Below are 23483 nucleotides of genomic sequence, written 5' to 3' on the forward strand. Positions count from 1 at the left end.
CGTTGCGGGCTGTCCGCTCCGGCTCCGGCTGGTTATAATAATAAATGAAGTATTTTGGCAGATTCGGCATTAAAATTTAGAGCATAAGAAACAAGAATATCTGCCTGAAGAGGATAATGAGTTTCAGAGAAAACGGAGAAATGGCGTGTTACTATGCTCCCAAGTTCTCTAATAGAGTTAACATAGATACTAAATTGTAAAGGAGATGATTGTAAATGAAAAATAGATATATATTTTATGCTGAGAATAATCGGAGGGCCAAAACATCATAACCCTTCCCAACGTTCAGGAGGAAAAATGATAATAAACAAACTTGATTCTATCGAATTTAGACTTAAAGAATGGCATGATTTTACTTGGTTAAAGAAATATGGCAAAGCTTTTTGGGCTGCTGATGAAACTGGTTCGGGATGTATTGGTTTTGGTATGAAGAATGCAGATAAAAAATATTTCTGTAAAATTGCAGGTGTAAATACAATCGAGGCAGAAGTATCACCAAAAGAATCTATTGAAATATTAAAGAAAGCTGTTCGTTTATATTATGATTTAAGACATCCGAATTTAGTGAAAATAATTGAGCATTATGAATTTTTTAGGGAATGGAAAGAGGCAGGTACAAACTGACAACCGAATCAGTTTGTAAGACGCCCCTTGAGCCGTGAAGTCATGAGGAGTTCACGGTGAATGGGCGGGGGTCTGTCTCATCCCAGGCCTCCAGCCCAAGCTTCCTCTCCTTCCCGGCATATCTTAGCCAATCCCTTAAAAAGCTTTCCCCTTAACTTAATTTACTGGTATCAAGGATTCAGAAAATATCTTTTTGTGACGGACATTTGTAATTCCCATATTGACAAAACTTAATTTTAGTAATAAAATGGCAACATAACTTTACCGACAATGGCGTCTGAGTGTATGCGCGCATCACTTGGGCTTTATTTTATTAAAGAGGTAAAGTTGTAAAGAATAAAAGAGGAGAGAACGATTATGAGAAAAACACTGAAAAAGTTCATGGCGTTTGGTCTTGTTGTTTCTATGGTGGGTGCACTGACAGCCTGTGGCGGCGGTTCCGGCACAACACCGACAACGGCAGCAGGATCATCAACAGAAGCGGGAGGAACGACAGCTGCGTCAGGAGAATCGGCTGCAGAACCGTCGGCTGACGGCGGCAATGTATTAAACGTACATATCGATGTGGAAGTGGCTTCCATGGATCCTCAGATCGCTACTGACGGAACTTCATTTGAAGTGATCGCAGCGATTACCGATGGATTATACGCGCTGGATGGGGATGGAAATCCGGTACCGGCTATGGTGGAAACTGCTGAGAAGAGCGAAGACGGCTTGACTTACACATTTAAGTTAAAAGATGCAAAGTGGTGGAACGGAACTCCTGTTACTGCAAATGATTTCGTATTTGGATGGAGAAGAGCCGTAGATCCTAACGTAGCCAGTGAATATGCATACATTATCGGTATTGCAGGCGTTAAGAATGCGGATGCCATTTCCGCAGGCGAGAAACCGTTAGAAGAACTTGGCGTAACTGCGGTTGATGATAAGACGCTTAAAGTGGAACTGGATGTGCCTGTGCCATTCTTCGAATCCCTTATGGCATTCCCGACTTTCTATCCGGTGAATGAAGAATTCTTCACAAGCTGCGGCGACCAGTTCGCAAGCACACCTGAAACCATTCTCGGCAATGGTGCGTTCAAGATGGTTGGTTATGAGCCGGCCGCAACCACAATCGTTTTAGAGAAGAATAAAGATTATTATGATGCTGACAAAGTTCAGTTAGCAGGCCTTAAATATCAGGTTATCAAAGATTCCCAGCAGGCTATGCTGGCATACCAGAACGGCGACCTCGACCTGGTAACCCTGTCAGGCGAGCAGGTTGAACAGTTCCAGGCTGACCCTGAATTCAAGAACATCATGGGAAGCTATTTGTGGTATGTATCTCCAAACCAGACGGTAAAAGGTTTAGAGAACTTAAATTTAAGAAAAGCAATTTCCCTTGCATATGACAGAGAAGCTGTCTGCAACAACATTTTAAAAGACGGTTCCATTCCGGCTTACTTCAATGTTCCTAAACTTTTGGCAACCAGCCCCAAGGGAACTGATTACCGTGAGGATGCGGGATCTGACTTCTACAATGAAGGCAAGGAAAAAGCAAAAGAGTATTGGGAGCTTGCAAAACAGGAGCTGGGAGTTGACACTTTAACTTACACAATGGCAGTTGAGGATACGGAATCCGCTATCAACGTAGCTCAGTTCCTTCAGGCAGAGATTCAGACTACGCTTCCAGGCCTTACCATTGAACTGGAGCAGATGCCGAAAAAGACCCGTGTTGAGAGATTACAGCAGGGTGAATATGAACTTGGCTTAACACGCTGGGGACCTGACTATGCAGACCCCATGACCTATCTTGGAATGTGGATTACAAACAGCCCGAACAACTATGGTATGTGGTCCAACGCAGATTATGATGCGATCATCCAGTCCGCTCAGAAAGGCGAGCTGGCAACCGATGTTGAGAAGAGATGGGAAGCATTAATCGAAGCTGAGAAGATCGCTATTGACGATGTTGTTATCTGCCCTGTATACCAGAAAGGAAATGCAGTTATGCAGAGAACCGGTGTGGAAAATGTTGAATACCATTCTGTTGCGATTAACAGATACTTCAAAAACACCACAAAGAATTAATATATCATCGATCTGATAAACAGTTCAGGCGGTCCGCCGTCTGAACTGTTATGATAAATACTGGCTGAGCAGGAATTTCCTGCTCAGCCAGTTAAGTAAAAGAGGAGTGAAAACAGTGAAAAAATATGTAGCAAAAAGGCTTGGAATATCCGTTCTGACATTGCTGGCCATTCTCCTGATCCTGTTTCTGATGCTGGAATTTATGCCGGGTTCTCCATTTAACGATGAGAAGCTGAATGAAGCGCAGGTAGCAATTCTGAACGCAAAGTATGGTCTGGATAAGCCGGTCGTTATTCGATTTATTAATTACGTGAAAAATATGCTTACCGGTGATTTCGGAGTGTCTTATACCATTTCCAAGAATACTTCCATTACCACTCTTCTGGCAACCAGACTTCCGATTTCTGTCCGCATCGGCGGCCAGGCAGTGTTGTTGGGAACGATTATCGGTTTGATTTTAGGCATCGTGGCTGCCTTAAAGCACAATACCATTTTTGATACGATCACAACAGTTATTTCCGTGTTGGGCGTCAGCCTTCCGTCTTATGTATTTGCGCTCGCATTATCTTATACCCTGGGATTCCAGTTGAAATGGTTTCCGCTTTTGTATCAGCAGGAGGCGGCGGTGAAATCTTCCGTTCTGCCCACGATTTCATTATGTATGTTTACGGTAGCGACAATTGCGCGTTTTACCAGAACCGAGATGCTGGATGTATTAGGTTCTGATTATATGTTATTAGCAGAGAGCAAAGGGCTTTCCAGCGGGCGTCTGATCATCGTTCATGCCCTGAGAAATGCCTTGATTCCGATTATTACAGTGCTTGCCCCATTGATTGTTGGCTTGATGACAGGTTCTTTGGTTGTGGAAAAGATCTTCTCCATTCCGGGAATCGGAAGCCTTTTAGTTACTGCCATCCAGTCCAATGACTACAATGTTATCATTACCATCGCATTTATTTACAGTGCGATGTATATAGGTATTATGCTGGTTGTAGATATTCTGTATGGTATCATCGACCCAAGAATCCGACTGGCAAAGGAGGATGACCATGAATAATATTGATAATACATACGAATTTCTGCCCAATGATTTTGAACTGGCAAAGGATAAGAATATCCAGATCGATAAAGTCTATGAGGCAAAACCCCATTGGAAAGATGTTTTGGATACATTTATCCAGAACAAAGGCGCGATTGTAGGGCTGATCGCAATCATACTGGTTGTAATTATGGCCATTATAGGCCCTCATATGTCCGGTTACACATACGACGGCCAGATTATTGCGGAACAGAACCTGGCGCCCCGTGTAAAGGGGCTGGAGAAGCTGGGAATCTTTGACGGTTCTGAAACCATGCACACCTCTACAGGAACAGTGGAGAACAACAATTATGAGAAACTGGGCCTTACGGATACCTATTACTGGTTTGGAAGTGATGTGCTGGGCCGGGATATCTTCACCCGGGTCTGGGCAGGAACCAGAATTTCCCTGTACATAGCCCTGGTTGCCGTTATTGTGGATATGTGCTTTGGCATGAGTTACGGTTTGATCAGCGGTTATTTCGGCGGGGCGCTGGACAATGCGATGCAGCGGTTTGCGGAGATTTTAAACGGTATTCCCACCCTGGTTATCGTTACCCTTTTAATGCTGGTATTAAAGCCCGGCCTGGCAACCATCACCCTGGCCTTAGCCATTACCGGCTGGATCGGCATGAGCAGGATCGCCCGGGCCCAGGTTTTGAAGTTAAAGGAACAGGAATTTATCCTGGCTTCCAAAACCCTTGGCGCCAGAGATTTTTATGTGATCTTTAAGGAGATTCTTCCCAATATTTTCGGGCAGCTGATTATCATGTCCATGTTTTCCATTCCCAATGCGATCTTTACGGAGGCATTTCTGGCATTCATCGGGCTTGGCGTGCCGGCGCCCCTGGCTTCCCTGGGATCTTTGATCAGTGATGCGTTTAAATCATTTACGACCCATCCGTATATGATCATTTCGCCGGTTATTGTGCTGGCGGTGATCATGCTCAGCTTTAACATGCTGGCAGACGGCCTGCGGGATGCATTTGATCCTAAGATGAAAGAGATGTAAGAGGAGGAAATTATGGAGAAGAACAAAGTACTTGAGATCAGAGACCTGTCCATTTCCTTCCAGACATCTGCAGGCGAGGTAAATGCGATCAGAGGCGTGAAGCTGGATCTCTATAAAGGGGAAACCCTGGCGATTGTAGGGGAATCCGGTTCGGGTAAATCGGTTACGGTAAAAGCGATCATGGGCATACTCAGCGGCAATGGAAAGGTGAACAGCGGCACCATTTACTACACCAGCCATAATGGCGGGGAGGAAGTGCGGGAAGACCTTTTAAAGCTGTCCAAGAAGGAAATGCGCCAGCGCATCAATGGAAAGAAGATCGCCATGGTGTTCCAGGACCCCATGACATCTTTAAACCCGACAATGACCATCGGCATGCAGATCATGGAAGGCATGATCTATCACTATAAAACGCCCAAACAGGAAGCGTATAAAAAGGCGCTGCGGCTTCTTGAACTGGTGGGCATCAATGATCCGGAAAAGAGAATGAAAAATTATCCCCATCAGTTATCCGGCGGTATGAGGCAGCGTGTGGTAATCGCCATAGCGCTGGCCTGCGACCCGGAAATCCTGATCTGCGACGAGCCTACCACGGCTCTGGACGTTACGATTCAGGCCAAGATTCTGGAACTGATCAAACGGATTCAGGAAAAAACGGGAATTTCCGTAATCTACATCACCCATGACCTGGGCGTTGTGGCTAAAGTTGCGGATTACGTGGCTGTTATGTATGCCGGTAAGATCGTGGAAAAGGGCCTGATCAATGAAATCTTTTACGAGCCGAAACATCCCTACACATGGGGGCTTTTGTCCGCCATGCCGGATCTGGAAACCACGGATGAGAAGCTGTACACCATTCCGGGCACCCCGCCAAACCTGGTTGAAAAGGTGGAAGGGGATGCGTTCGCCGTCCGTAACGCCTATGCCCTGAACATCGATTACCGTCTGGAACCGCCTATGTTCAAGGTGTCGGATACCCATTATGCGGCCACCTGGCTGCTTCATGAGAAAGCGCCTAAGGTGGAGATGCCTATTGAGCTGAAGCACCGGATTGAAAGAATGTTAAAGGAGGCGAAGTGATGATGGAAAATACAGCAGTTGACGTAAATGCTACCACCTCCGCAGCCCATAGCGGCAGGAAACCCCTGCTGGTTGTTAACGGTTTAAAGCAGTATTTTAAAGTGAGCAAGAAGTTTACGGTAAAAGCGGTGGATGGGGTTTCCTTCCAGATTTATCCGGGGGAGACTTACGGCCTGGTAGGAGAATCGGGAAGCGGAAAATCCACCATAGGGCGTTCGATCATCCGTCTCTATGAGCCTACGGCGGGAGAAGTGGATTTTAATGGAGTGGATATTTCGGGAAAACTGACGCCGGAACAGACAAAACATCTGCGCACCAAGATGCAGATGATTTTCCAGGACCCCATGGCCTGCTTAAATCCGCGTAAAAAGGTGCTGGACATCATCGCCCAGGGCCTGGATATCCATCACATGTACAAGGACGCCAAGGAGAGGGAAGAAAAAGTCTATAAGATTCTGGAGATGGTGGGGCTTTCCAAGGAACATGCCAACCGTTATCCCCATCAGTTTTCAGGCGGACAGAGACAGCGAATCGGCATCGCCCGGGCGCTGATTATGGACCCGGATCTGATCATTGCGGACGAGGCCATTTCCGCCCTGGATGTGTCCATTCAGGCGCAGGTGGTCAATCTGATGAAGGAGATTCAGCAGAAGACAGGGACGGCTATCATGTTCATTGCCCATGACCTGTCCATGGTTAAATATATTTCAGACAGAATCGGTGTTTTACATCTGGGACACCTGGTTGAGACGGGGACTACGGAGGAGATTTTTTCCAATCCCATCCACCCGTACACCATTTCCCTGCTGTCGGCCATTCCGCATCCCAACCCCAATGTGGAGAAGACGCGGACAGCCGTCAGCTACGATTACAGTACCGCAGGCGTGGATTACAATGTGGGAACCCAGCATCTGATCGGCGGCCAGCATTACGTTCTGGGAACAGATGAAGAAATTAAAAAGTGGACTTCGGAGGCTTATCATGGCTGATATTAACATTATTAAAGACTTGTCAAATGCATTTGGACCAAGCGGATTTGAAGAGGAAGTATTAAAAGCGGTTAAAAAGCACTGTGAAGGGCTGGAGCTTCGAAATGACGCGATGAACAACGTCTACGCATCCATGCCCGGCAAAAAAGGGGGACGGCCGGTATTCATGCTGGACGCCCATACGGATGAATGCGGATTTATGGTTCAGGCCATTCAGGAGAACGGCCTGCTCAGCATTATCACGTTAGGCGGTTTCCATATGACCAGCCTGCCTGCCCATACGGTGGTTGTGAGAACGGCGGGAGGAAGGAAGATTAAAGGGATCACTACTTCGAAACCGGTGCATTTTATGACTGCCGCCCAGAAGGCGGATAATTCCCTGGCTATCGAGGACATTCTGGTGGACGTGGGCGCTGTCAGCAGGGATGAAGTGGTAAATGACCTGGGAATCCAGGTGGGAGATCCGATCATGCCGGACGTTACCTTTGAATATGATGAGGAACGGGGCATTTGCATGGGCAAGGCCTTTGACAACCGTTTGGGATGTATGTGCATCATTGAAACCATGCAGGCGCTGAAGGCGGAAGCGGAAACTTTGGCCGTTGATGTGGTGGGCGCGTTCGCCTCTCAGGAAGAGGTAGGGATGCGGGGGGCCACTGTGACCGCCCAGCAGGTGAAACCGGACCTGGCCATTGTTTTTGAAGGCTCTCCGGCCGATGACCCTTACTTCAGAGCGGGGATTGCCCAGTGCTGTATGCGGGGAGGAGTTCAGATCCGCCATATGGACAACAGCTATGTGTCCAACCCGGTATTCATTGAGTACGCTCATGAGATCGGAAAGAAATACGGAATCAAGTACCAGGACGCAGTGCGCCGGGGAGGCAGCACGGACGCGGGCAAGATCAGCCTGACCCATCAGGCGGTGCCGGTGCTGGTTCTGGGAATCCCTTCCAGATATGTGCACAGCCATTATAATTTCTGTGCCAAAGAGGATATCGAAGCTGCGGTTAAGATGGCGGTGGAGGTGATCCGGGGATTGGATCAGGAGAGAATTTCGCATATTATGAGACAGGATATTTTATAGATGGATCTTATACGCAGAGCCGGACGGCTGAAAGTCTGGTTCTGCGTATTTTTATGGAGGAAGGACACCTGGTACATCTTGACCGTTTTTTTGGTCAGGAAGATGAACCGTCCGAAAACATAGCGGCTGCAGGCATCCAGCCCCTCGCCGCAGGCGAATTTAATGGGCTGGATGCGTAACAGCTCAGACCTGTCTGAACTGTTACAACGAATTACTGCCTTTATACATTTCAATATATTATTTTACTTTAATAATTTACAAGTGTATGATAAACTAATATCAAATTGTTTTCGGGCAGAGGGAGGTCTGCCCGGCGCATCTAAGAATGATTATTTTGTGATTGGAGGATACTATGGGAATTATTAAAGCGGTTACAAGCGCCATCGGCGGTTCTCTGGCGGATCAGTGGTTAGACGTTTTTGAAGCGGGGGACATGGATTCGCAGACCGTGTTTACCAGCGGGGTTAGAATCAGAAAGGGACAGAACACCAAAGGAACGGATAATACGGTTTCCAATGGTTCCATCATACATGTTTATCCCAATCAGTTCATGATGCTGGTGGACGGCGGGAAGATTGTGGATTATACGGCTGAAGAGGGCTATTATACGGTGAACAATTCCTCTCTGCCGTCTTTGTTTAACGGGGAGTTCGGGGAGACTTTGACGGAGTCATTTAACCGGGTGCGCTATGGCGGGCAGACGCCGCTGAGCCAGAAGGTGTATTTTATCAATCTTCAGGAGATTAAAGGGATCAAGTTCGGCACCCGTCATCCCATCAACTATTTTGACAACTTTTACAATGCGGAGCTGTTTTTAAGGGCTCACGGAACTTATTCCATTAAGATTACGGACCCGATTCTCTTTTATGCGGAGGTAATTCCCAAGAACCAGAGCAGGGTGGGGATTGAAGCTATCAATGAGCAGTATTTGAATGAATTTCTGGAAGCGCTGCAGTCCTCCATCAACCAAATGTCCGCGGACGGCACCAGGATATCATTCGTTTCCTCTAAGGGAAGGGAGCTGGGGCAGTATATGGCCGGCACTTTGGATGAGGAGTGGAAACGGGCCAGGGGTATGGAAATCCAGGCCGTGGGAATTGCCAGCATTTCCTATGATGAGGATTCCGTCAAACTGATTAATATGAGGAATGAAGGCGCCATGCTGGGAGATCCCAACGTGCGCCAGGGATATGTGCAGGGAGCCATGGCCCGCGGCATGGAAGCGGCCGGATCCAATGCAAACGGCGCCCTTGCCGGATTCATGGGCATGGGTATGGGAATGAATGTGGGCGGAAACTTCATGGGAGCAGCATCGGCGGCCAATATGCAGCAGATGCAGATGCAGCAGCCATACGGCCAGCCCCAGCCAGCTCCGGCGGCTGCGGCTCCATCTGCTGCGGCTGCGTCCGCACCTCAGGTTTCCCAGCCGGCAGCCGGCGCACAGGCTGAATGGACCTGTGGCTGTGGGAATGTGAACCATGGGAAGTTCTGCAGTGAATGCGGAAGTCCGAGGCCGGTTCCGGCAGGGCCGTGGACCTGCAGCTGCGGCACCGTGAATAACGGGAAGTTCTGCAGTGAATGCGGCAGACCCCGGGGTTAACAGTAAGGCGCGTGACAGTAAAGCGCGTGACAGCAAGGCGTGAAGGCATTTCGTGAAATGCCTTCACGCTTAACATTAAATGACCAGGGATGTTATGTAAAAAAGAGGATAAAAACCAATGTCAGTGATCACTTACAAATGCCCCAACTGCGGCGGCGGACTGGAATTTGACCCAACAGACCAGAACTATAAATGCAGCTACTGCCTCTCTGAATTCACCCAGGAGACGCTGGATGAAGCTGAAAAGGCGGAAAGCAGGGAGCGGACCGTAACGGAAACAGAAACGGCAGCAGAATCAGAAGGTGACGCCGGTCCGCAGACCGTCTTATATACCTGTCCGAGCTGCGGCGCGGAAATTGTCACGGAGGAGACGACCGCCGCCACATTTTGTTATTATTGTCACAATCCTGTGGTGCTCGCAGGGAAGATGACAGGCGGTTACCACCCTGATTTTGTGATCCCCTTTGCCATTGACAGGGAGAAAGCGGTGGAGATATTCACTCAATGGATCGGGAAGAAAAAATACGTCCCCAAGGCATTTTATTCCCCGGATCAGATCGAAAAGATATCCGGCGTTTATTTTCCGTATTGGCTGTATAGCTGCAGTGTGGACGGAAATCTGGATGCGGAAGGGACAAAGATTAAAACCTGGGTGATGGGAAATGTCCGGTATACGGAAACTCAGAAATTCCAGGTGGACAGAAGCGGCCGCATGAAGGTGGAACATGTAACCCGGAACGCTTTAAAAAAGGCCAACAAACAGCTTGCTGAGGGTGTACTGCCCTTTGAAATGAAGGACCTCAAGGAATTTACACTTGGTTATCTGTCCGGTTTCATTGCGGAAAACCGGGATATGAACAGCCGGGAATTCGAGCCCGAGGTGACGGCGGAAGTCCGCCAGTATGCACAGAACAGCCTGAAAAACCAGGTACAGGGTTATGATTCCCTGAAGGTAAAGGCCTGCCGGATCGATATGGATGACGAAACCTGGAAATATGCCCTGATGCCGGTATGGACCCTGACTTACAGGGACCGGGCAGGGGATAAGATCTATTATTTTGCATGCAACGGACAGACGGGAAAAATCTGCGGAGAACTGCCTGTGGATAAAGGGAAATTGGCGGTGCTGTTTGCAAAGGTATTTTTTCCGGTTCTGGCGGTTCTGCTGATAGCGGGGTATTTTATATGATGAGTTGGAGCAAAATAATAAAAAATATCCGTTTATTGGTAATGGTAATGTTCTGTCTGGCATTTTGCATGCCGGTTTGGGCAGGAACTTCTGAGACAGCGGATGAGAGCCAAAGGGTGTTTGACCATGCGGGCCTGTTTACAAGTGCCCAGACTGCGTCCATGGAAACAGAGATTGCAGAACTTCAGAAGAAAATGAAAATGGATGTGGTGGTAGCCACTACGAAAGATTCGGGCGGTAAGAGTGCGGTGGAATACGCCGATGATTTTTACGATTACGGCGGATTCGGTACAGGTAATGATTACAACGGCCTGCTTTTTTTGATCGACATGGATAACCGGGAGCTGACCATATCCACCAGCGGGATCATGCGGCGTTATCTGACGGATAAGAGGATCGATTCCATGCTGGACCGCATTTATGAATATGCGTCCCAAGGGGATTATGAGGGGTGTGTGGAGCAGTTTTTGAAGGACACTTTAAAATATTACAATAAGGGAATCCAGGCCGGGCAGTACATCTATGATGTGGAAACCGGCAGCATCAGCTTCCACAGAAGCATACGCTGGTATGAATGGATGCTGGCTCTGGGAGTATCCCTGTTTGCCGCTGGTTCCTCCTGCCTCTCCGTTGTGAGAAAATACGGGATGAAAAAGGAACGCAGAAAGTCGGCGGACTTTAATCTGGCGTATAGGGCGGACTGCCACTTCGCGCTGCAGAACCAGTCCGACAGCCTGGTTAATAAATTTGTGACACAGGCAGTAATCCCGAGACATACTTCGTCCGGAAGCAGCGGCGGCGGTGGAAGGAGCGGAGGATCGGGAAGAAGCAGTGTACACCGGTCATCAAGCGGAAGAAGCCATGGCGGCGGAAGCCGGAAGTTTTGACAAAGAAAGAGGGTTAATGAATGACTAAAAAGAGACGGCTGCAATTTAATTTACTATTAACGGTATTTTTCCTGGTGATGATCATCATCAACGGGCCAAACCTGAATCCGCTGTATTCAGACGGGGCCTTTGCATGGTGCTTTATGCTGAGCTGCTATGTGGGCCTTAATTTCCTGCTGGCCCTTGGAGGACTGAGGCTGGAAGCGGATGCGTATAACAGGATGCATCTCAGCATGGACAGCAGCATTAAAGGCGTAAAAAAGGGCATGATCCTGCTGGGAATCATCTGGGCGCTTTACGTGCTTGTGATGATCCTTTCCACTCCCATTTTTAATTATCCGGCCTACAGGGATCAGTTGGGACATGCCGATACATCGGAGTTTACCCAGACAGTGCAGCCCCTTTCCCTTTCCCAGCTTCCTATCGTGGACCAGGCTCTGGCAAGGGAACTGGCGGATAAAAAGGTCGGGGAAAATCCGGGCCTGGGTAGCCAGGTCGTGCTTGGAGATCCGGTGATTCAGACGGTTCAGGATAAGCTTGTATGGGTGGTTCCGCTGCAGCACTCCGGCTTCTTCAAATGGCTTAAAAATATGGACGGCTCCGCCGGATATATCGTAGTGTCCGCCACTGATTTAAGTGATGTGGAGCTGGTTAGCAGCCATAAGCTGAAATATCAGCCAAATGCCTATATTCTCGACGATTTAAACCGCCATGTCCGGCTTTTTAACGGCGGTTTGTTCCGTGGACTGACGGATTATTCCTTTGAGCTGGATGATGAGGGGAACCCATACTGGGTGCTCACCAGCTATAAAAATAACTGGCTGTTTTCCCTGCCTGAAGCCGATGGAATCCTGCTGGTGAATGCGACGACGGGCGAAGGGATTCATTACGACCTGCAGCACATACCCGAGTGGGTAGACCGGGTTCAGCCGGAAGATTTCATCATGCAGCAGATACAGAACCAGGGGGAATATGTCCACGGTTTCCTGAATTTCTCCAACCAGGATAAGTTCAGGCCCAGCCAGGGACACATCATCGTCTACAATAATTCCGACTGTTACCTGTTTACCGGCCTCACCAGCGTGGGATCGGACGAATCCGCCATCGGATTTATGATGATCAACATGGTTACAAAGGAAGTGAAAAAATACCAGATGAGCGGCGCCACGGAGATGGCAGCCATGCAGTCCGCCCAGGGTAAAGTACAGCAGTTCGGCTATAGGGCTTCCTTCCCTATGATCATCAATCTGGACGGCCGGCCCACTTATTTCATGACCCTGAAAGATAATGCGGGGCTGATTAAACAGTACGCATTTGTATCTGTATCCAACTATACCAGCGTGGGCACGGGAGAAACCATTAACAGCGCCCTGAGAAACTTCCGCCAGGTGATCAATAACACCGGAGACGGCATTGTGACCGGGGAGGACGCGGAAACGGTGACAGGAACCATTCTGAGGATCGCCAGCGAGCCTTTGGGCGACGGGCTGACCTATAAGATGATCCTGGAGGAAGAGAAAGACAGGATCTTTATCTGCGCATATGATTTGAGCAATGAACTGGCGCTGACAGAACCGGGGGATAAGGTGAAACTGGAATGCCTGCCGTCGGGGGATGGAATCTGTACGGTTATGACGTTTGATAACTTGGAATTTGAGCAGAAATAGGATTTGGACATTCTGGCCGTTTCTTTGTTAAAAAACTATGGACGTTAAGTGAGAAGGGATAAACAGCCTGGCAGGACAGCTATTTCACTTAATTTTCTTAATATGGCAAAAAATGTCTTGACAATTCCTCAGGATTGTTTATAATGAAAAACAACATCAGAGATGGTGTACAACAGCATAACGTTAAACCGATGAAGCGGAGATCAAGCCGTAGTGAGCATCCACAGAGAGTAGGGGTAGCTGAGAGCCCTATGATAAGCTGGACGGTAAATGGACCGCAGAGGGAATGGTGAACAGACATATCAATCTATATGTTTAAGTACCCGGAACGTAGGCCTGCGTTAAAGGCAGAGAATGTGTTGGCATTTTCGTAAAAGTATTTCTTTGGTGAATCAGATAAGGTGGCACCGCAGGTATCGTATTATTCGACCTGCCCTTTCGTTAGGGCAGGTCTTTTTGTTTTTAAAGATATGATGATAAAAACAAAAGACGGATACGTTACTAAAGTGTGTCTGAAAGCAATTTTCAAACACACTCTGGGGGAAAACCAGACCGGTATGGAAGTAACCCATAATAACAGGCGGCCCCCTCGGATTCATGCATACGAAAAATAGTGCCATAAAACTTATTATTTATCAAAGAAAGCGAGGATTTAACTATGGAAAACAAGAGAGTGATGGAAGCAACTGTAAAACAGGGACTTCAGATTTCCGACCTGATTCTGGTGGCAGTACTTTTGGCCGCCGGAGCCGTTCTTAAACTGTGTGTAGGCAGTGTCATTAACTTCTTCGGGATGAAGCCGAACTTTATTATCGCAATGTATTGTCTGGCTATTTTACTCATCCGTCCCAAGGCAGTGGAAGCAGCGATTATCGGATTATTAGCCGGCGCTGTATGCCAGTTCCTGCCGGGAAGCCCATATATCAACTTAATATCAGAACTGCTGGGAGCAGTTACCATGGCTGCATTGGTGATGATGCCGATGAACTTGGGAAAACTGAATTTCAAACCGTTAGTCAGCACATTTTTGGCAACTTTAGTGAGCGGCGGCAGCTTTACGGTCTGCCTGTTCCTCTTCATGGGAGCGGAGCCGTCCAGCCTTGTGGCTTATGTGCCGATCGTGCTCTGTACAGCGGTTATCAACTGCATTATCGTACAGATTTTATACATTCCGTTAAAGGCGGCGCTTAAAAAATAGAGACGGGAAGGTGCCATATGATTCAGATAAAGGGACTGCATTTCACATATGAATTGGGAACCAAAAAGGTGCTGGATGGAATTGACCTGGAGGTTCCAAAAGGCGGGTTTTTAGGAATCATCGGGCCGTCGGGAGCGGGAAAGACCACATTGCTCCATGCGGTTAACGGAATCATCCCCCATCATTTTAAAGGAGATTATTACGGTTCCGTCCTGGTGGATGGAAAGGATACATTTGATACCAGCCTGACCGGCATATCCGGATCGGTTGGAACCGTATTTCAGGACATTGACAGCCAGATGGTGGCGTCTGTCGTGGAAGATGAAATTTTATACGGACTTGAAAATTTCGGGGTTCCGAAAGAAGAAATTGAGGGGCGGATTGCAGATTCCCTTGAGATGGTGGGAATTACAAGTCTCCGTAACAGGGATATCAATTCCCTGTCGGGAGGGCAGAAACAGAAGGTGGCTATCGCGGCCATCATCGCCCTCAGGCCGGATATCCTTCTTCTGGATGAACCCACAGGGGAGCTGGATCCGGGCAGCAGCCGGCAGATATTTGCCCTTCTTAAAAAGCTGAATGAGACTTACGGCATGACAATAGTGGTGGTAGAGCAGAAGATCATGCTTCTCTGTGAATTCGTAAAAGAGCTGGGAGTACTTTCAGAAGGGAAAATGATCTACCACGGGCCGGTCAGGAAGGTGCTGGAACACAGCCGGGAGCTGGAACGGATCGGCGTACAGTGCCCCAGGGTGGTAAGTTTATCGAATGCCATGAAAGAAGCCGGTTACGGCGACGGCAGGGTCTGCCTGGACTTGAAAGAAGCGGAAGAGATGATGAGACGGGCGATGTGACGGACAAAATAGAAAGAGGAATAGAAAAGGTAACAGAAAGAGGAATAGAAAAGGTAACAGAAATAGGAATAAATGCCGCCTGCGGCTGCAAAATGAGTGGGAGGGCCGGACAAATCGTTTGAAGGCAGGCCTGTCCGGCCGGGAATGAGAGGTAATTATGATACGGTTTGACAATGTTTCATTTGGATATTCCAAGAATGATATCACGATCCATCAACTGAATTTTGAAATAGAAAAAGGAGAATTCGTGGCTCTGGCTGGGGAAAATGGCGCAGGAAAAAGCACCACATCCAAGTTGATAAACGGGCTTTTAAAGCCTGTGTCCGGCGACGTGACTGTCATGGGCCTTAATACCAGGACGACGAAAACCAGCCGCATTGCCAAACATGTTGGATTCTTATTCCAGAATCCCGACCGCCAGCTCTGCAGGAATACGGTGAGGGAAGAACTGCTTTTCGGCCTTGACCTGGTGACGGAACTCAATAAGGAAGAGAAAACCAAAAGAGTGGAAACAATACTCGCAAAGCTGGAACTGGACGGGGACAGCGATCCTTTCCGTCTCAGCAGAGGAGAGCGGCAGCGGGTGGCCCTGGCCTCCCTCCTGGTGGTGGAACCGGAAATACTGATCCTGGATGAACCCACAACCGGGCTGGACTATAAGGAATGCAAACAGATCATGGATGCGGTACAGGAATTGAACCGGGAAAAACAGGTCACGGTGATCATGGTATGCCACGATATGGAAGTGGTTCTGGATTATGCGAAACGGGCGCTTGTGATGGCCGGAGGCAGGCTGTTGGCGGACGGCAAAACCAGTGAAATATTTAGAAATGAAGTTGTAATGCGCAGGGCGTCCCTGATCCCTCCGCAGATCACCGGTCTGGCAGTCAGGCTGGGCGGAAAATTCTATTATGCGGATACGGTGGAAGACATGATCGACGCTCTGGAATACGAGGTCAGAAAGGCGGAATAGGACGATGAAGGGGATATTAGATTATGTGCCGGGGCAGACGGTGCTGCACCATATGAATCCGGTTACCAAGATTATTTTATCATTTTCAATTTGTGTGGCCTGCTTTATGAGCAACAGTATCATTTTCCTGGTGGGAATGATCGTCCTGGACCTTATGATCGGGGCGGCGGGAGGCGTATTTTCCAAGGCATTATCCCTTTTAAAAGGGCTCTTAAAGGTCTGTCTCTTCTTATTTATACTTCAAATCCTGTTCGTGAGGGATGGAAATATAATATTTTTGTTTATTACGGATGCAGGTGTTTTACTTGCAGGCAAAATTGTGTTACGATTAATAGGTGCAACAATTCCGCTGGCCCTGGTGCTGGCTGTGACCCAGATGAACGATTTGTCCAATGCGCTGGTGGATGTGGTGCACATGCCTTATAAGTATGCGTTCACCCTGACTACGGCTGTCCGCTTCATTCCCATGTTTATCGCTGAGATGAACGGGATTATGGAAGCACAGACTGCCAGAGGGGTGGAGTTTGATACCAACAATATTATCAGGAAGATGAAACTGATTCTTCCGCTTTGTGTGCCCCTGTTAATCACGTCGGTGCGCCGGGCGGACGCCAGCGCCATGTCGGTGGAGATACGCGGGTTTGATCTGCGGACCAGGCAGTCGGGCTATAAGAAATACCCGTTTCATCGGAGGGATATCGTAACACTGGCCTGCTGTGTGGGTCTGATCACCGCAGCAGCGCTTATTTAGCTTAGGAGGATGTTCGCGCATGAGTAAACAATTTATTATGGGAAATGAAGCCATAGGGCTGGGTGCAGTCAAAGCCGGCGTAAAGGTGGTTTCCGGTTATCCGGGGACGCCGTCTACGGAAGTTCTGGAGGCGGTGGCAAAATACAATCCGGGAGATATTTATGTAGAATGGTCTGCCAATGAAAAGGCTGGGCTGGAAGTGGCGGCCGGAGGGGCCTATACAGGGGCCAGAACCATGGCGACCATGAAACAGGTGGGGCTTAATGTGGCGTCAGATCCGCTTATGAGCCTGTCATACATAGGGGTGAAAGGCGGCATGGTAATCATGGTGGCAGATGATCCGGGCCCGATTTCGTCCCAGACGGAACAGGATACCAGGACATTTGCTTCTTACAGCAAACTGCCGGTGTTCGATCCTGTTTCACCGGAAGAGGCTTACGAGATGATCGGAGATGCATTTAAGATTTCGGAAAAATACTCCACGCCGGTGCTGTTCCGTCCAACCACCAGAATCTGCCATGGCTGTGCGACCATTGATCTGGAAGAACGGCCGGAATATCCGGCTCCGGAAGGGTTCATCAAGGACGCAGACAGATGGGTCATTTTCCCCAAGCTGTCCTATCAAAACCATAAAAAGATTGAATTAGAAAGAACGCCTGCGATTGCGGAAGAATTTTCTTCCTATCGCTTTAATCAGATAAAAGGTTCCGGTAAAAAGGGGATTATCACCGGAGGAATCAGCTATGAATATGTGGAAGAAGCGCTGAACGGATATGAGGGAGTGAAGGTATTTAAGGTGGCAACCCCTTATCCCTTCCCGGAGAAACTGGCGCTTGAATTCCTGGAAGGGCTGGATGAGGTCATTGCCATCGAAGAACTGGATCCGGTTCTGGAAAAGGAACTTCTGCTTTTATGCGGCAAACACCACCTTCCGGTGAAAATCCGCGGAAAGATGACCCGGGATGTCCAGTGCGCGGGTGAAAACAGCGTTGAATCCGTGCGCCAGGTGCTGGGAAGCTATCTGGATGTGGAAGACGGCGTGCTGATCCCGGCTATGCCTGTTAAGGAACAGCAGTTCTCACCTGCCCCGGATCTTCCCATCCGTCCGCCGGTGCTCTGTGCCGGATGTTCCCACAGGGCCTCCTTCTATGCGGTGAAACGTGCCATGGAGGGAAGAGAAGCGGTGTTCTGCGGGGATATCGGATGCTATACCCTGGGCAATGCGAAGCCCCTTGACATGGTGGATACCTGTCTCTGCATGGGCGCCGGAATCACCGTGGCCCAGGGACTGGGAAAGATTGAACCGGATAAGACATATTTTGCATTTGCAGGGGATTCCACATTTTTTGCTTCGGGAATTATGGGGATTGTCAATGCGGTTTATAATCAGGCTGATTTGATTGTCTGCGTGCTGGATAATTCCACCACGGCCATGACGGGACACCAGCCTCACCCGGGAACCGGCAGGACGATGATGGGCCAGGTGGTTGATAAGATCGATATCACTAAGGTATTAGAAGGGATCGGCGTGGCTGAGGTGGTGACTGTCAACCCTGTGGATCTGAAGGCATCCATAGATGCGGTCCGCCGTCTGGCTGATATAAAAGGCGTGAAAGCCATTATTTTCAAATACCCCTGTGTGGCATTGTCCAAAAAGCCGGATCACGTATGCCATATCAACCAGGATAAATGTGTAAAATGCCAGGAGTGCATTAAGGAAATCGGCTGTCCGGCTCTTGTTTCCAGCGATTCGGACGTAACCATTGACCCGGCTCTTTGTACGGGATGCGGCCTGTGTACTCAGGTGTGTTCTGTAGAAGCCATCGAATATTAGGGAGGAGGAAGGACAGATGAAGAATATCTTATTATGCGGCGTAGGCGGCCAGGGTACTGTTCTTGCATCCAAACTGATCGCTCAGGCGGCGATGGAAAAGGGGATGAAAGCCAGAAGCGCGGAGACCATCGGCATGGCCCAGAGGGGCGGAAGCGTGGTCAGCCATGTCAGGTTCGGCCAGGAGATTTACAGCCCGTTGATCCCTTTAGGCCAGGCAGACCTGATCATGGGATTTGAACCGGGAGAGGCCATGAGGACGATCCCTTATCTGAAGGAAGGGGGCAGCATGATCGTGTGCCCGGATGCTATTTTACCGGTTACCGCTTCCCTTGGAATCGGCGGATATTCAGGAGCAAAAGCGGTGGAATATCTGAAAGAGAATGTTCCTTCCTTGATTTTGGTGGACGGCAAGTCCATTTGTGAAGAATGCGGCTCTCCAAAGGTGCTGAATGTGGCGTTGTTAGGTGCTGCGGCAGCAGGGGGAATGCTGGGAATTACAACGGAAGAGATGGAAAACGCGGTGATGAGCCGTGTTCCAGATAAATTAAAAGACATGAACCGCAAGGCGCTGAAACTGGGAGCGGCCAGCGTGTCAAATATGAAACGGTGAGGTAACCACATGAAAATGAATGAATCCCAGTTCCTTATTATCAAGGAACAGTTGAGAAAATTGAAGAGCAAGGACTGTTTTTACCAGAAGAAAATGGAAGGCATTGACGTGGATTCCATCCAGTCCCAGGAAGATTTCGAAAAGCTTCCATTTACCTGGAAAGGCGATTTAAGGGAAGCTTATCCCCTTGGGCTGATGGCAGTGCCGGAGGAAGAGATTGTCAGAATCCATTCTTCTTCAGGTACCACGGGAATCCCTGTGATCATACCCTATACCCAGAAGGATGTAGATGACTGGGCGGTGATGTTTGCGCGCTGTTATGAGATGGCGGGTGTTACCAACAGGGACCGTGTGCAGATTACCCCTGGATACGGGCTGTGGACGGCTGGAATCGGTTTCCAGAACGGCGCTGAGAAATTAGGCGCCATGGTAATTCCCATGGGACCGGGCAATACGGACAAACAGCTCCGCATGATGATGGATATGGAATCCACCGTGCTCTGCGCAACGTCTTCCTATGCCCTTCTTTTGGCAGAAGAGATTGATAAGAGGGGAATTGGAGACAAAATCCATTTGAAAAAAGGAATCATCGGATCTGAGAGATGGGGCGAGAAGATGCGGGCCCGCATCGCTCATGAGCTGGGAGTTTCCCTGTATGACATTTACGGGCTGACCGAAGTATACGGGCCTGGAATTGCCATCAGCTGCGACAGTGAATGCGGAATGCATTACTGGGATGATTATGTGTACATAGAGATTGTGGATCCTAAAACGGGCCAGGTGCTTCCTGACGGAGAGGTGGGTGAGATCGTTATCACCACATTGAAGAAGGAAGGCGCTCCTTTAATCCGCTACAGAACCCATGACCTTTCCAGAATTATGCCGGGTGAATGTCCATGCGGTTCCCCATATCCGAGAATTGATACGCTGATCGGCCGGACAGACGATATGCTGAAGGTGAAGGGCGTGAACATTTTCCCGAGCCAGATTGAGGAAATGCTTCAGGCCATTGAAGGCGCTTCCAGCGAATACCAGGTTATGGTTGACCACCTGTACGGAAAGGATATTCTGACCTTGTTTGTAGAAGCCAATCCGGGAACCAACCATTATCTTCTGGAACGTGAGATCGCAGAACAGTTTAAGTATAAGATCGGCCTGACGCCGGTTGTGAAGCTGGTGGAAATCGGTGAACTGCCAAGAAGCGAGAAAAAATCAACCAGAGTATTTGACAACAGATATTAGAGTTTTTATGAATTCTTCCCCGGGATTCCGGGGGAGAATTTTTGGCGAAAAGAAATAGGTTTTCCAGGCGGATTTTTTGATTGGAAAAGCGTGCCGGCGGGGAATGTGTGCCGGCGGGAAATCTGTGTTCGTGGGAAAAACGTGCCGGCGGGGAATGTGTGCCGGCGGGAAATCTGTGTTCGTGGGAAAAACGCGTCGGCGGGGAATGTGTGCCAGCGGGAAATCTGTGTTGGTAGGAAAAACGCATCGGCGGGGAAGCCATGTCGGCGGGGAAGCTGTGCCGGCAGATAAAACGGATAAACAGCACCGCGAATAGTAAACAGCACTATGAGGAGCATTTATGGAAAATAAGAAAAAAAGAGGGAATACCTGGATACACCGGATCATTGTGGGCGTTTTGGTTGTGATCATCATCGTCAGCTGTGCCGGTATTTTGAAAGAGTATCTGGACGGAAAGAAAACTGAGGACAATTATGAAAGCCTGGCCTCACTGGTACAGACCACAGAAGCGGTTACCACACCGGAAGAGACAGAGGAAACCGAACCGGAGACGGAGGAAACTACGGCCTATGTGTCACCCATTGATTTTGACGCGCTTTTGGCCATCAACCCGGACACGGTAGGCTGGATCAAGATTCCGGATACTAATGTGGATTATCCGATTGTGTGGAAGGAAGGGGACAACGACACCTACCTTCATACCGACTTTGAAGGAAACAGCAGCCAGGCGGGGGCCATTTATCTGGATATGGACAGCGATACGGATTTTGGCGGAAGGAATAATATCATTTACGGGCACCATATGAAAAATGGCACCATGTTTAAGGATGTGGTGAAATATAAGGATAAGGAGTATTTTGAAGCACATCAATATTTTGAGATATATACTCCTGAGAGAACCATACATTTAAAAGCGGTATCTTCCTATTATGATAAGGCACAGCCAATAGTGAGAAAGACCAGGTTTAAAACCAGGGAATCTTATAATGCGTTTATCCATGAAATGCTGGCTCCCTGCAGTTATGCCCAGATTCCTGACGTGGACATCGATTCCCTGTATATTCTGGTTACCTGCAGCTATGAAGTGGACGATGCGAGAACCTTTTTGTTCGCGGTTGAAGTGGATGAAGACGGCAATGTGATCGAATCGGAAGATCCGCAGGGGGGATTTTTAGAATCTCCTGCAGCGGAGAGCAAACAGGCGGAAAGCGGTATATCGTCGGAAGGTAAGGCAGCGGCGGAAAACAGTATATCGTCGAAAGGTAAGGCGGCGGAAAGCGAAACGTTTGTGGAGAAGACGCAGGCAGAAAAGATACCGACAGAGAAATCTGCCGAAAGCAAGGCGGATTAAAAGGACAGGCAGAATATGTTTTCAAGAAAAGATTTGATAAAATTATTAGCTCCTCTGGTTGTGGAGCAGATATTAGCTGTGCTGGTAGGCATGGTGGATGTTGTAATGGTGGCGGCTGTCGGTGAGACAGCCGTTTCCGGCGTTTCCCTGGTGGATTCCATCAGTGTGCTGATCATTCAGCTTTTGGCCGCCCTGGCTACGGGCGGAGCGGTGGTATCGGCCCAGTATCTGGGAAAAAAGAGGCCGGAACAGGCGTGCAAATCGGCTGGACAGCTGGTTTTAATCACACTGCTGGTGTCCCTGGTGATCACAGCCGCGGCTCTCATAGGAAACAAGCATTTGTTGAGGGTGATATTCGGCAATGTGGAAGATGCGGTTATGAGGGATGCGATGAAGTATTTCTTCCTTTCAGCCCTTTCCTATCCATTTCTGGCCCTTTATAACGCCTGTGCGGCCCTGTTTCGTTCTATGGGAAATTCCAAAGTCTCCATGATGGCGTCCATTGTGATGAACATGATTAATATTACAGGTAATGCGGTCTGTATCTATGGCCTCCATATGGGAGTGGAAGGCGTCGGAATCCCCACGTTGGTTTCCAGGATCGTTGCGGCCATGCTGATGTTCTTCCTGATACAGAACCCGGATAATATCATTAGGATCAGAAGTTTTAAGGAGCTTAAATTTGACGGCGGCATGATTAAAAAGATCCTGCAGATCGGAATCCCAAATGGTTTGGAAAACAGCATGTTCCAGTTTGGCAAGATCACTCTTCAAAGCCTGGTTTCCTCTCTGGGCACAGCGGCCATTGCAAGCTTTGCGGTGTCCAGCAACTTAGTCACCCTGGAGTACCTGCCGGGCAATGCGCTGGGGCTGGGACTGATCACCATTGTGGGACAGTGCGTGGGGGCCGGGAGGATTGAAGAGGCGAAAGCGTACACAAAGAAGCTGGTTTTGCTGGATTACGGGATATTGGCGGTTATCTGTACGCTGATGATCTTGGGAAGACATCAGATGGTGGGGCTTTACAACTTGTCGCCTGCGGCTTCGGAAGCGGCCAGCCAGATGATTACCGCCCACAGCCTGGCTATGATTTTGTGGCCGCTGTCATTTATCATACCGTATTACCTGAGGGCCAGCAATGACGCGTCCTTCACCATGATGGTGTCCGTTCTGTCCATGTGGATATTCAGGATCGGGTTTGCATACCTGTTTGTGAAGGTGATGGGAATTGGAATTATGGGCGTTTGGTATGGGATGTTTATTGACTGGGTGGCGAGAGTGATTTTGTTTGTGTGGAGGTTTAGGAGGTCGAAGGGGATTAGGGGGTGAGAATTTCATTAGATGCTGTAGAACTTAAAAATTAGGTTCTGCAGCATTTTTGTTTTGGACA

At 48.7% G+C, this 23483-nt stretch carries 20 protein-coding genes; all 20 read left to right on the forward strand.

Annotation, left to right across the window (positions count from 1 at the left end; translation table 11 throughout):
- Nucleotides 1–297: 297 nt before the first annotated feature.
- The 20 genes from GPL15_RS07455 to GPL15_RS07550 all read left to right on the forward strand — a co-directional run bounded on the left by GPL15_RS07455 (nt 298) and on the right by GPL15_RS07550 (nt 23422).
- Entirely contained in the window at nt 298–624 is a 327-nt protein-coding gene (locus GPL15_RS07455; RefSeq protein WP_215697559.1) for a hypothetical protein, read from the forward strand.
- A 357-nt stretch (nt 625–981) separates the two neighbouring features.
- Nucleotides 982–2694: a peptide ABC transporter substrate-binding protein gene (locus tag GPL15_RS07460; protein ID WP_215697561.1), complete on the forward strand. Its 1713-nt coding sequence runs from the start codon at nt 982–984 to the stop codon at nt 2692–2694.
- A gap of 115 nt (nt 2695–2809) precedes the next feature.
- Nucleotides 2810–3751, forward strand: coding sequence for an ABC transporter permease (locus GPL15_RS07465; RefSeq protein WP_215697564.1), 942 nt, complete (start codon nt 2810–2812; stop codon nt 3749–3751).
- Nucleotides 3744–4784 carry an oligopeptide ABC transporter permease gene (opp3C, locus tag GPL15_RS07470; protein WP_252198182.1) on the forward strand — a complete coding sequence of 347 codons (1041 nt, stop codon included), beginning with the start codon at nt 3744–3746 and terminating at the stop codon, nt 4782–4784. Before GPL15_RS07465 ends, opp3C begins: the two co-directional genes overlap by 8 nt.
- Nucleotides 4785–4796: 12 nt before the next feature.
- Nucleotides 4797–5864 (forward strand): ABC transporter ATP-binding protein, encoded by a 1068-nt coding sequence (locus tag GPL15_RS07475; protein ID WP_215697568.1) that lies wholly within the window; start codon nt 4797–4799, stop codon nt 5862–5864.
- The gene (locus tag GPL15_RS07480; protein ID WP_346344915.1) at nt 5864–6853 is read left to right on the forward strand and encodes an ATP-binding cassette domain-containing protein; all 990 of its coding nucleotides are present in this window, start codon (nt 5864–5866) and stop codon (nt 6851–6853) included. The genes GPL15_RS07475 and GPL15_RS07480 overlap by 1 nt, the downstream gene beginning before the upstream one ends.
- The gene (locus GPL15_RS07485) at nt 6846–7937 is read left to right on the forward strand and encodes a M20/M25/M40 family metallo-hydrolase (RefSeq protein ID WP_215697570.1); all 1092 of its coding nucleotides are present in this window, start codon (nt 6846–6848) and stop codon (nt 7935–7937) included. The genes GPL15_RS07480 and GPL15_RS07485 overlap by 8 nt, the downstream gene beginning before the upstream one ends.
- Before the next feature lie 352 nt (nt 7938–8289).
- Entirely contained in the window at nt 8290–9537 is a 1248-nt protein-coding gene (locus tag GPL15_RS07490) for an SPFH domain-containing protein (protein WP_215697572.1), read from the forward strand.
- A 118-nt stretch (nt 9538–9655) separates the two neighbouring features.
- Complete coding sequence (locus GPL15_RS07495) at nt 9656–10726, forward strand: TFIIB-type zinc ribbon-containing protein (RefSeq protein WP_215697574.1); 1071 nt, start codon at nt 9656–9658, stop codon at nt 10724–10726.
- Nucleotides 10723–11613 (forward strand): TPM domain-containing protein, encoded by an 891-nt coding sequence (locus GPL15_RS07500; protein WP_215697576.1) that lies wholly within the window; start codon nt 10723–10725, stop codon nt 11611–11613. Before GPL15_RS07495 ends, GPL15_RS07500 begins: the two co-directional genes overlap by 4 nt.
- 20 nt (nt 11614–11633) lie before the next feature.
- Nucleotides 11634–13280: a hypothetical protein gene (locus GPL15_RS07505; RefSeq protein ID WP_215697578.1), complete on the forward strand. Its 1647-nt coding sequence runs from the start codon at nt 11634–11636 to the stop codon at nt 13278–13280.
- 658 nt (nt 13281–13938) lie between these two features.
- Nucleotides 13939–14478: a tryptophan transporter gene (locus tag GPL15_RS07510; RefSeq protein WP_215697579.1), complete on the forward strand. Its 540-nt coding sequence runs from the start codon at nt 13939–13941 to the stop codon at nt 14476–14478.
- Between the two features lie 17 nt (nt 14479–14495).
- Nucleotides 14496–15332, forward strand: a complete 837-nt coding sequence (locus tag GPL15_RS07515; protein WP_215697580.1) for an ABC transporter ATP-binding protein — start codon at nt 14496–14498, stop codon at nt 15330–15332.
- A gap of 157 nt (nt 15333–15489) precedes the next feature.
- Nucleotides 15490–16305 (forward strand): energy-coupling factor ABC transporter ATP-binding protein, encoded by an 816-nt coding sequence (locus tag GPL15_RS07520; RefSeq protein WP_215697582.1) that lies wholly within the window; start codon nt 15490–15492, stop codon nt 16303–16305.
- Nucleotides 16306–16309: 4 nt separating this feature from the next.
- Nucleotides 16310–17056, forward strand: a complete 747-nt coding sequence (locus GPL15_RS07525; RefSeq protein WP_215697584.1) for an energy-coupling factor transporter transmembrane component T — start codon at nt 16310–16312, stop codon at nt 17054–17056.
- A gap of 19 nt (nt 17057–17075) precedes the next feature.
- A complete protein-coding gene (iorA, locus tag GPL15_RS07530; protein WP_215697592.1) occupies nt 17076–18890 on the forward strand; it encodes an indolepyruvate ferredoxin oxidoreductase subunit alpha in 1815 nt (604 codons plus the stop codon).
- A 16-nt stretch (nt 18891–18906) separates the two neighbouring features.
- Entirely contained in the window at nt 18907–19500 is a 594-nt protein-coding gene (locus GPL15_RS07535; protein WP_215697595.1) for an indolepyruvate oxidoreductase subunit beta, read from the forward strand.
- A 9-nt stretch (nt 19501–19509) separates the two neighbouring features.
- A complete protein-coding gene (locus tag GPL15_RS07540; RefSeq protein ID WP_215697598.1) occupies nt 19510–20742 on the forward strand; it encodes a phenylacetate--CoA ligase in 1233 nt (410 codons plus the stop codon).
- A gap of 340 nt (nt 20743–21082) precedes the next feature.
- Nucleotides 21083–22093, forward strand: coding sequence for a class B sortase (srtB, locus tag GPL15_RS07545; protein WP_215697601.1), 1011 nt, complete (start codon nt 21083–21085; stop codon nt 22091–22093).
- A gap of 15 nt (nt 22094–22108) precedes the next feature.
- Nucleotides 22109–23422, forward strand: coding sequence for an MATE family efflux transporter (locus GPL15_RS07550; RefSeq protein ID WP_215697603.1), 1314 nt, complete (start codon nt 22109–22111; stop codon nt 23420–23422).
- The last annotated feature ends 61 nt before the right edge of the window (nt 23423–23483 follow it).

It is taken from the genome of Clostridium sp. MCC353 (assembly GCF_018785315.1).
In the GTDB taxonomy this organism is placed as follows: Bacteria; Bacillota; Clostridia; order Lachnospirales; family Lachnospiraceae; genus CHH4-2.

Excerpts from the sequence above, each read along its gene's own strand:
- GPL15_RS07495 (WP_215697574.1), top strand. The coding sequence starts at position 9,656 with ATGTCAGTGATCACTTACAAATGCCCCAACTGCGGCGGCGGACTGGAA.
- GPL15_RS07485 (WP_215697570.1), top strand. The coding sequence starts at position 6,846 with ATGGCTGATATTAACATTATTAAAGACTTGTCAAATGCATTTGGACCA.
- GPL15_RS07515 (WP_215697580.1), top strand. The coding sequence starts at position 14,496 with ATGATTCAGATAAAGGGACTGCATTTCACATATGAATTGGGAACCAAA.
- GPL15_RS07525 (WP_215697584.1), top strand. The coding sequence starts at position 16,310 with ATGAAGGGGATATTAGATTATGTGCCGGGGCAGACGGTGCTGCACCAT.
- GPL15_RS07455 (WP_215697559.1), top strand. The coding sequence starts at position 298 with ATGATAATAAACAAACTTGATTCTATCGAATTTAGACTTAAAGAATGG.
- GPL15_RS07510 (WP_215697579.1), top strand. The coding sequence starts at position 13,939 with ATGGAAAACAAGAGAGTGATGGAAGCAACTGTAAAACAGGGACTTCAG.
- GPL15_RS07490 (WP_215697572.1), top strand. The coding sequence starts at position 8,290 with ATGGGAATTATTAAAGCGGTTACAAGCGCCATCGGCGGTTCTCTGGCG.
- GPL15_RS07535 (WP_215697595.1), top strand. The coding sequence starts at position 18,907 with ATGAAGAATATCTTATTATGCGGCGTAGGCGGCCAGGGTACTGTTCTT.
- iorA (WP_215697592.1), top strand. The coding sequence starts at position 17,076 with ATGAGTAAACAATTTATTATGGGAAATGAAGCCATAGGGCTGGGTGCA.
- GPL15_RS07500 (WP_215697576.1), top strand. The coding sequence starts at position 10,723 with ATGATGAGTTGGAGCAAAATAATAAAAAATATCCGTTTATTGGTAATG.
- GPL15_RS07550 (WP_215697603.1), top strand. The coding sequence starts at position 22,109 with ATGTTTTCAAGAAAAGATTTGATAAAATTATTAGCTCCTCTGGTTGTG.
- GPL15_RS07460 (WP_215697561.1), top strand. The coding sequence starts at position 982 with ATGAGAAAAACACTGAAAAAGTTCATGGCGTTTGGTCTTGTTGTTTCT.
- GPL15_RS07505 (WP_215697578.1), top strand. The coding sequence starts at position 11,634 with ATGACTAAAAAGAGACGGCTGCAATTTAATTTACTATTAACGGTATTT.
- srtB (WP_215697601.1), top strand. The coding sequence starts at position 21,083 with ATGGAAAATAAGAAAAAAAGAGGGAATACCTGGATACACCGGATCATT.
- GPL15_RS07475 (WP_215697568.1), top strand. The coding sequence starts at position 4,797 with ATGGAGAAGAACAAAGTACTTGAGATCAGAGACCTGTCCATTTCCTTC.
- opp3C (WP_252198182.1), top strand. The coding sequence starts at position 3,744 with ATGAATAATATTGATAATACATACGAATTTCTGCCCAATGATTTTGAA.
- GPL15_RS07540 (WP_215697598.1), top strand. The coding sequence starts at position 19,510 with ATGAAAATGAATGAATCCCAGTTCCTTATTATCAAGGAACAGTTGAGA.
- GPL15_RS07480 (WP_346344915.1), top strand. The coding sequence starts at position 5,864 with ATGATGGAAAATACAGCAGTTGACGTAAATGCTACCACCTCCGCAGCC.
- GPL15_RS07520 (WP_215697582.1), top strand. The coding sequence starts at position 15,490 with ATGATACGGTTTGACAATGTTTCATTTGGATATTCCAAGAATGATATC.